The sequence below is a fragment of the Aeoliella straminimaris genome (genome assembly GCF_024054565.1).
Lineage (GTDB): Bacteria > Planctomycetota > Planctomycetia > Pirellulales > Lacipirellulaceae > Aeoliella > Aeoliella straminimaris.
The window spans coordinates 140,493-147,825 of the sequence record NZ_JAMXLR010000089.1 but is presented as its reverse complement, the minus strand read 5'-3'; the positions used below and the strand labels follow the sequence as shown (position 1 = coordinate 147,825).

Genomic DNA, 7,333 nt, shown 5'->3' with positions numbered 1-7,333 from the left:
ACCAGTTGGCATAGATGACGCGAATGATCCATGGCTGGTCGTCGATCGGGCCGATCTCCCGGTTCAAATAGCTCTGCGCCTCGACGTAGTCATTCACGGTCGAAGTATGCAAGTCCGTCGACGAAATGCGGATCGGATCGTCCATGCTGGTTACTCGCTGGCGGAGGTAGTTGAGGTGGTTTCGCTCGGCGCCGCGGCGTCCGGTTCCTTTTCTGCAGCCGGTGTTTCCGCTGGCTTTTCCTGTTCTTTCGCTTTGTCTGGGATCGTTTCAGCAGAGGTCGAACTAGCCTCGGTCTTCTTCTTTTCGTTCGACTTCTGGGGTTCTTTGAAGGCTTTTTCCAGCTCCGCCCGTTTTTTCGCGACGATCAACAGCAGCGTCTGCCGTTCGGCATCGGACAATCCATAGGTCCTGTTAATGCGATCGATGGCGTCGCGACACAAAACCAGATTCGTTTCCAAGTCGCGCCGCAAGGAGTTTGCGGCCTGCTGCGCATCCTCGTCGAGTTCCACCCCGGCTGCGGGAAGTTCCTTCAGTGATTTGGATAGTTCTCCCAACCTCTCGGAGACAAGTTGCAGATTTTCTTCCAAGCCGATCTTCATGATTTTGTTGGTGCCGTAGTGAGCGACGGCACCACGTTCGATCATCTCCCGCTCCCACCTCGATTTTTGACCGGCCAAAAACTGGCCCAGCATGAAGAACAGCAGGCCGACCAACAGCAGCATCAACAGTTCCTGCAACCACGATCGGGGCGGCGCCGCCCCGGCCGAGTAGGCCTCGGACGTAGCAGCACCGGTAGATGCGTTGGCCGATGCAGATGACTTGCTGTCGACGGCGCCGATCTCGATGCGATCGCCCACCCAATAGTGCTCCAGCGGCGTTGGCTTGCCCGATCGCCACGCAAACATGCCTTCGAGGTCGCGTACGGGATCGACGACAAAAGCCACCTGGCCGGCATTGGAGAAAAAATGTTCGTGAATGAAGCAGTCGCGATCGGATAGAAAAATCCCAAAATCGGGGTGCGAGTGATACCACCCCACGATGCGCGCATCGGAGTACTTCGAGTCCATCTCTTCGTTGATTTGCGACCACGACTCGTGGGTGAAGGTCACCTCAGCAAACTTGCTGGCGGCGCTCTCGCAGCGGATGTAATTTGTCACGACCGCGTAGGGACCGTTCTCGTCGCGTTCCCACCGCCCCACGAGGACACCGCAAATCTCCACCGAGGTGTCTTCCTTGGCATGCGCCCAGGTCCCCTGGTGGACTTCGGGCTCCATGTAGAGCCGAAAATCGGAGATCGGGTTCGCCGGAAAACTGGCCTCCGGCAGCGAGTCGTTCGTGAGATCTGCTACGTCCAGTTCACTCATGACATATCCTTTGCACTTGCTTCGGCCTCGTTCACCAGCGGCGCTAGCACCGTAGCGCGATCGCCGGCCAGCTCGTAGCCAATCTGCTCCATCCCTGCGTGGGCGGAAATAATGTCCCACGGGGGCACGCCAAGCTCGGCCAATGTGCAATCGAGCAAGGTGGAATGTTCGTTGATCGAATGGTACAGGTTTGGCGTGCACAACTCGCCGCACTTTGGACACCGCCCCTGGGACTCCGTCACTTTGCCCAACGATGCCCGCAGCGGAGTGGTCTCGCCACACTCGCTACAATTCAGCGAGTCGATCAGGTCGTGATTGAACTCGAGCACCGCGGAGGGACCAATATCCGTGCGGGCACGTTCCAGCAGTTCTCCCACCCGGGTGTCGGCCACGCCCGTCGGTAGCGACACGACCGGTTCGATCTTCTCGTGGCTGGGGCAGTCTTCCAGTTGTGTGTAGCGGACCAGGTAGCTCTGGTGAGTGAGGCCTTCGAACACAAATCCCTGGCCGGCAATGGTCTCCATGCCATGCAACAATTTGACCGCTTCCTGCACCTGGATGCCGGCCACGACGGACGATGTTGTAGGCGTGGTGGGCACTTTTCCTTCTTGCATTTCGTCTCGCGAAAGCAGGGCACAACTTTTCCGCGCTGCGAGCATTTTCCAGTCGACATCGCTCATGGTGCACTCATAACAAGGGCCGGTAGCCGGGTCGAACACTCGAGCCACGCCTTGCAGCCGCTCGATGGCGCCATCGATCCAAGGCTTGCCAACCTTGGCGGCTGCCTGATTGATGGCGACACGGGCCTCCCGATTGTCGAGGCCGCCGAGGATTACGTCCGCCCATTGATAGACGCCCAATCCCAGGTCGTAGACAATATTTCCCTCAAAGGCATGCACCTGCATGTCGGGGAACAGCTCCCGAGTTCGACGGGCGGCCACGGCCGCCTTGCCTTGGCCGCAATCCTCTTCTCGGAACAGGACAGATCGAGAAAGGTTCGATAGCTCAATGCGATCGAGATCGGCCACCAGGACGTGCCCCACGCCAAGCAGGGCGAGGTTTTTCAGCAGTTCGTTGCCTAAAGCCCCGGCGCCAATCACCAGGGCTTTGGTGCCGGACAACCGCTGCTGATCCCACCAACTGATTAGCTCGAAGCGAGCGAAACGGTGATCATCGTCACCGTCCAGATCGATATGAAGTGCTTCGCTCATACGGAAAGAGACTGCGATGTGATAGACCGGCTTAGGTATCGGCGATCATCCCGGCGATAAAAACGATGAAGAGCACTCCCCACAACAAGGTGAAGGGAATACCAACGATTATGCCAAACCAAGCACGCCCTTTGCCCAACAGGCTGGGGTCTTGCTTGATTTCCTTCAGTGCCTGAAATCCACAAATGATGGCCAGCAAGCCAGCGAAAAAACCGATTAGCGGCATGAATGCGAACAGGCCTAGATAGCCAGCGGCGATAGCCGACACTGGGCGTCCCACCGGCATTACCGCACTGTCCACACCACTGGGGCGATTGTGCTTCCGCCTCAATTCCGGGTCGAGGTACTCACCACAATAACGACATTTCACTGCAACATCGCGGATCGTCTCTCCACAAATCGGGCAGGTTTTCGTAGCGTCGCTCATCCGGCGTTCTCAATGCTGACCAGCGGTGATCTCAGGTTGAAGACGCAAGATGTCGCCGTCTTGTACCTGCGCAGACGCCAGCGTGTCGGTATCCAATAGCTGACGGCCGGAACTCTTATGGTGAAACTTGTAGCTCATCATCTGTCCGTCCGGACTGTGACGAGGCAGATTCAGCCGTTCGATGAGCACGGCAATCAAACGATTGACCTCCGCGTCGACGGGCACTTCCACCATTTGCCGCTTGTTTCCGGTCGCGTCCCAGACTTCTATTTTTATGTCATTCATTTTTTGAGCGACGTTGCAGATGCACCCAAGAATCCCAGAATAGCAATCGCAAGCGAAGACTCCTCCCCAACGTGAAGTCCTCTCCCCAGCCTTCAGAGTATATCAACGATTGGCTGTGATTGCATCCGCGATTTTGACCAATTGCGTCCCCCCTTTCGCTCTCCATACTTTCCGGGCTCTAGTCCATTTCCTTGCATTCCAGATCCCCCACGGCAAGCCTACAGACCTCTCCGGCCCCAACAATTGCAACCAGCGATTGGGTTTACCACCAATTCCCTGTCGGTCAAAGTGAATCGAAAAACGAGACACTCACCCAAACTTCCTGGGCCCTCCATCGCCCTTGAGGCCAATATTCTAGCACAGCCGAGGCCCACCGATTCACAGGGCGCACAGCCCAATCGCGTCCAGAAAACACAGTTCTGGTGACGCACTTTTCAATCGTCCCCGCGTGTCCAGTTTTCCACTGCATCCGAAACGCGGAGACGACAGACGGCTCCTGGCAATTGGCGTGAATCATCACCTCACTGGGCTGAGGCCTGGTTCCCTGCAGGTAGCTTAAATGGCCTACACTACGTGCATGTTCAGCGAGTGCCTGGCGCCGGCCAGCTGCCTTCGCGCCGCAGTTCGCCAACAAGCCGCCCCAGGCCCACTATTTGAGCACGGTGGCCGCGACCAGAATATGATGGAGGAGTGCGACTAACGGCCCCGGCGCACGCAGCACAGAGAATGCGATCCGGCGACACGGAAAATTGACTGCCCAAAGGAACGAGAACACGATGAAAAGCCTTCTTGCTGGTAACTGGATCTATTGCCTACTGTTCTGCAGCCTTGTCGGCAGTGGCCTGACCTCGTGCGGCCAGACCGTCGTGGAAGGCGTAACGCTTGGCCCGTATGAGTACGAAACCAAGCCCGATGATCCTGCCTTTGCCATCTTCAATCTCCGCAAGGCTCCGCAACCTGGAGACCTGCTAATTCGGCCGGGAGATCGGCTGGCGATCTGTGGAGATTCGATCACCGAGCAGAAGATGTACTCGCGGATCATCGAAACCTACCTGACCGCGTGCGTGCCACAGTACGAAGTAACCGTGCGGCAGTATGGCTGGAGCGGCGAAAAGACCGACGGATTCCTGCGACGCATGGACCAGGATTGCCTGCGATTCGATCCCACGCTGGCCACCCTGTGCTACGGCATGAACGACGCCCGCTATCGGCCCTACGACGCCACCAACGGTCGCTGGTATGAAGACCACTATCGGGCGATCGTTCGCAAATTTAAGCAAGCCGATGTACGCGTTGTGGTTGGATCGCCCGGGTGTATGGGCAAGGTTGCTTCGTGGGTTTCGAGTGGTTCGGGAACGCTCGACCAGCAGAACATCAACCTATGCGCCCTGCGTGATATTGCGATGGGAGTGGCAGAAGATGAGGGCGTCGCGTTCGCCGACGTCTTCTGGCCCATGCTGCAGGCCCAGGTGTTCGCGCCGGGCCAGCATCAAGCAACCAAAGAGCAACCCTACAACGTTGCCGGCCGCGACGGAGTGCACCCCGACTGGGCTGGCCACGTGGTAATGGCCTATGCCTTCCTGCGATCGCTAGGGTTGGATGGCTCCATCGCTGAAATCAACATCGATCTGGGCACCAACACCGCCACGGTGTCTGATGGACATACACTTCAAAGCTATGGCAACGGCACGCTCCGCCTGGTGAGCGATCGCTATCCCTTCTGCGCCGACGGCCCCATCGACCGCGACAATTCGATTCGATCGGGCATGACCCTGGTGCCGTTTTACGAAGAACTGAATCGCTTCCAGCTCACCGCTACCGGTGGTGATAGCGATCGGTACAAGGTGACATGGGGCGAGCACTCGCGGGAGTACAGCGCCGACGAACTCGCCGCCGGCATCAATCTGGCCAAAGAGTTTCCCCAAAATCCGTTTAGCAAAGCTTTCCAGGAGGTTGACTCCGCGGTGAAAGCTAAACAGGATTTTGAGACCCATCAGATAAAGCAAGTTTTCCACGGAGAACGTGGTCGCGACAACTTGCAGCAAGCGGTGGCTGAGACGGAAGCCAAGCGGCAACCCCTGGCCGACTCGATCGCCCGAGCGCATGTACCCGTGGAACACACTATTACGATCGCGGCTGTGGAGCAGTAAGCTTTGTTGGTTCTGCGGACCGGGGTTCGATGGGCGTCAGAACTCGTAGGCCAGCCGAACGTTCAAGCCCTGCAGCAACAAGTCGTTGTTTTGCGGACCAGTCGCGTCGGTAAACACCTGACATTGGTTCAGCCAGTCGTTGAGCTCGTATCCCACGGCGCCCGACCAATGCCCGGCGCGAAAGTTCATCCCCACCATGGCCTGGAACGCTAAAGAACCGAAATCGCGTGACGCGAGCTTAATGGTTTGCGTGGAATCCGTCGCGACACCGTCGTCGGTCTGTGTGATCCGCGTCACGTCGGGCAGATCCCAATCGCCCAGTAGATAAGCCGCAAAGAAGCCGGCTTGCAAGTTCACTTCGACCAAGCGAGAACGATAGAGTGCGACGTGGCTGTCGACCCCCATTTTTGGTCCAATGCCCCAGAAGTTACTCTCGGCTGTTTCCACGACGTTGCGTTGCGACGCAACCGCTTCATGGGTATAGCTGGTCTGGAAAGCCGTGATAAACGACTGCCGAAGGGTGCCACCCCGTAGACCAACCACAGGTCGCACGACCATCGATGGAACGACTTCGTAGGACTTGCCCACATCAAGGTCGATCATGTCGTAGTCGATCGAAGCGGCCAACTGACCGGTATCGAAGTACAGTTTTGGGGCAGGGGGCTGCGAGTCTTTTCCCCCCAGAAAGGCCGCCGTCAGATCGCCGGCAATTGAATCGTCGGTACTGGTCTCGAAGTGAGTCCATGCAATCTGCGGCTCCCAATGTCCTGCCAGCGTCGCTCCCAAGCGAAAACCGGGTACGAAGTCGTAATCGGTCGACACATAGTCGACAAATTGGTTGGCAGGCGACGGATCCGCATTCAGCACCCAATCGACCGGTTCGGTCGCTTTCCAATACAACAACTCGCCGAAGAATTCGGCGCCTCTGACCGGATGTGCAATCCAGAGACAACAGATTAATAGGAAACTGCAAGACCGCATGTACCACCTTGAAATGTCAGATCGCCATGCATCGGCAGTTGTTGAAAAGTCAACAATCGCTGCTGATTCGCCCACCACTGGACTTCGTATCCCGCTCGCAGTTGCACATCCATCGGACATGGCACTCGCCATTCGATGCCCAGGAACGAGCGAAGCGTCACCGTCCCCAATCGCGAGTCGTTCATTCTTGTCGAGAATGCTTCGTAAGATGGACTTGGCAGACCATCGGTGGTGCGGCGGAAGTTGTCTTCAACATTCCACACCCCGTACAACAACGCTCCGGAACACTCTCCCACCACAGTAAGTTTCTCACGTGGTTTCCATCGGGCTTCGATGCCGGCACTTGGACCGAATCCAAAGAACTCATGTTTCACGTTCTCCGCCGCGGTGAGACCCAGGATTGGATCGACCCACTCGGATTGGACATGCTGATTCATCACGGCGGATTTGAGACCGAAGGTCGGCCGAAGCTCCCAAGCCTGTCCCAAGGGAATGGTATGTCCCGCCTCGAAGTCGAACACCGTATAGTTCAACTGCCAATCGAGCGATGCGCTTGTGAACTCGAAACTGTCTCCACTCAAAAACCCGCTAAAAAACTCCGGAATCACCAAGTGCAATCCTTCAGGAACATCGGATGCAGCGGTAGTTGTAAAGTGAGTGACCTCCAGGTTCATATCCCACAACCATCCGGTGGGTTCCAGCAGCAAGCCCGCGCGATAGCCGGCGCCCCAATCGAAGTCGACGCCTTTGGCTTCAAATTCATCTTCGGTCACCACGCTAGCCCACACTGCCGAGGTTGCCGCCGAAGGCCGCCAGTACAATAGCTCTGCGTAAGGAGTCACCCCTTCTCCACTGGCCACCGACCAGCAGGCAAAGAGGAGAATCAGGCTAAGCACGCGAGCAAACATAAAGGT

The 7,333-nt window shown here is 57.2% G+C and carries 8 protein-coding genes; 2 read left to right on the top strand and 6 right to left on the bottom strand.

The window, feature by feature from the left end; all coding sequences use genetic code 11:
• Positions 1-150 precede the first annotated feature (150 nt).
• Genes NG895_RS24995 through NG895_RS24980 form a run of 4 tightly spaced genes read right to left on the bottom strand, consistent with a single transcriptional unit; the run spans position 151 to position 3,288 of the window.
• Entirely contained in the window at positions 151-1,365 is a 1,215-nt protein-coding gene (locus NG895_RS24995) for a M67 family metallopeptidase (RefSeq protein ID WP_252855280.1), read from the bottom strand.
• Positions 1,362-2,576: a HesA/MoeB/ThiF family protein gene (locus tag NG895_RS24990; protein ID WP_252855279.1), complete on the bottom strand. Its 1,215-nt coding sequence runs from the start codon at positions 2,574-2,576 to the stop codon at positions 1,362-1,364. Before NG895_RS24990 ends, NG895_RS24995 begins: the two co-directional genes overlap by 4 nt.
• Positions 2,577-2,607: 31 nt before the next feature.
• Positions 2,608-3,003 (bottom strand): DUF4190 domain-containing protein, encoded by a 396-nt coding sequence (locus NG895_RS24985; protein WP_252855278.1) that lies wholly within the window; start codon positions 3,001-3,003, stop codon positions 2,608-2,610.
• Positions 3,004-3,012: 9 nt separating this feature from the next.
• Entirely contained in the window at positions 3,013-3,288 is a 276-nt protein-coding gene (locus tag NG895_RS24980) for an EsaB/YukD family protein (RefSeq protein ID WP_252855277.1), read from the bottom strand.
• A gap of 559 nt (positions 3,289-3,847) precedes the next feature.
• Here NG895_RS24980 and NG895_RS24975 point away from each other — a divergent pair.
• Together NG895_RS24975 and NG895_RS24970 are read left to right on the top strand one after the other, a co-directional pair.
• Positions 3,848-3,988, top strand: a complete 141-nt coding sequence (locus NG895_RS24975) for a hypothetical protein (protein WP_252855276.1) — start codon at positions 3,848-3,850, stop codon at positions 3,986-3,988.
• Positions 3,989-4,064: 76 nt separating this feature from the next.
• Entirely contained in the window at positions 4,065-5,438 is a 1,374-nt protein-coding gene (locus NG895_RS24970) for an SGNH/GDSL hydrolase family protein (protein ID WP_252855275.1), read from the top strand.
• 36 nt (positions 5,439-5,474) lie between these two features.
• On the opposite strand, the gene NG895_RS24965 is transcribed toward NG895_RS24970, so the two are convergent.
• Positions 5,475-6,341, bottom strand: coding sequence for an Lpg1974 family pore-forming outer membrane protein (locus NG895_RS24965; RefSeq protein WP_252855274.1), 867 nt, complete (start codon positions 6,339-6,341; stop codon positions 5,475-5,477).
• 53 nt (positions 6,342-6,394) lie between these two features.
• The gene (locus tag NG895_RS24960) at positions 6,395-7,327 is read right to left on the bottom strand and encodes an Lpg1974 family pore-forming outer membrane protein (protein WP_252855273.1); all 933 of its coding nucleotides are present in this window, start codon (positions 7,325-7,327) and stop codon (positions 6,395-6,397) included.
• Positions 7,328-7,333: the final 6 nt, after the last annotated feature.

Coding starts and splice junctions, on each gene's coding strand:
- NG895_RS24995 (WP_252855280.1), bottom strand. CDS start 1,365: ATGAGTGAACTGGACGTAGCAGATCTCACGAACGACTCGCTGCCGGAG.
- NG895_RS24990 (WP_252855279.1), bottom strand. CDS start 2,576: ATGAGCGAAGCACTTCATATCGATCTGGACGGTGACGATGATCACCGT.
- NG895_RS24985 (WP_252855278.1), bottom strand. CDS start 3,003: ATGAGCGACGCTACGAAAACCTGCCCGATTTGTGGAGAGACGATCCGC.
- NG895_RS24980 (WP_252855277.1), bottom strand. CDS start 3,288: ATGAATGACATAAAAATAGAAGTCTGGGACGCGACCGGAAACAAGCGG.
- NG895_RS24975 (WP_252855276.1), top strand. CDS start 3,848: ATGGCCTACACTACGTGCATGTTCAGCGAGTGCCTGGCGCCGGCCAGC.
- NG895_RS24970 (WP_252855275.1), top strand. CDS start 4,065: ATGAAAAGCCTTCTTGCTGGTAACTGGATCTATTGCCTACTGTTCTGC.
- NG895_RS24960 (WP_252855273.1), bottom strand. CDS start 7,327: ATGTTTGCTCGCGTGCTTAGCCTGATTCTCCTCTTTGCCTGCTGGTCG.